This window comes from Candidatus Accumulibacter vicinus (genome assembly GCF_000584955.1).
Lineage (GTDB): Bacteria > Pseudomonadota > Gammaproteobacteria > Burkholderiales > Rhodocyclaceae > Accumulibacter > Accumulibacter vicinus.
The window spans coordinates 256,233-257,023 of the sequence record NZ_JDSS02000019.1 but is presented as its reverse complement, the minus strand read 5'-3'; the positions used below and the strand labels follow the sequence as shown (position 1 = coordinate 257,023).

Sequence of the window (791 nt, the reverse complement as noted above, 5' to 3'; positions counted from 1 at the left end):
GATGCTTTCCACCATCCGTTTGATGCTCTTCTGTGAGGGCCGGGTACCCGTGTAGGCGCGCCCGGTCTTCTGGCTGTAGCACCGCCCGAAGGTGTAACCCAGGAAGTCAAACCGCTCTTGCGGTATCTGACACAGGTGTGTCTTGTCGTCGTTCACCGTCAGCTTCAGTTGCTCCATCATCTCCCGCATCGCATCCATGGCCTCCTCTGCCCGGCCTTTGCAGCAGATGACAAAGTCGTCCGCATAATTGACGATTTGCGCCGACCAGCGGCGAGCATACCCCAATGTCTTCCATCCGAGGATGAAACGCCGCATGTACAAATTTGACAGCAGCGGTGAGATCGGAGCCCCTTGCGGGGTGCCGCGCCCGGTGTCCCGGTTGGACGTCGTCCGCTTCCGGTGACCGTGTCCATCGTCCTCTTCCACCGGGGCATCCAGCCATTGCTTGATGAGGTGCAGAACGTGCCGATCAACGATTCGACGGGCGATGCTCTTCATCAACTCAGCGTGCGGAATGCTATCGAAATAACCCGACAGATCCGCATCGATGACCTGCTGGTGACCGGTGTTCAATAGACGATGAACTGCATTGACCGCATCCTGCGCTCCCCGCTCTGCCCGATAAGCGTATTGCTCCGGTTGCAGGTCAGCTTCAAAGAGGGGTTCCAGCACGAGCATGGCCGCCGTTTGGACTACCCGGTCGGTGATCGTCGGTATCCCCAAGGGGCGCAGTTTGCCGTTCGGCTTCGGTATCCAGACCCGTTTGACCGCTTCCGGTCGGTAGTCTTTCC

The 791-nt window shown here is 58.9% G+C and carries 1 protein-coding gene; it reads right to left on the bottom strand.

The window, feature by feature from the left end; translation table 11 throughout:
• The coding region (locus CAPSK01_RS07540; protein ID WP_273703266.1) for a reverse transcriptase domain-containing protein at nt 1-791 on the bottom strand (791 nt) is incomplete at both ends.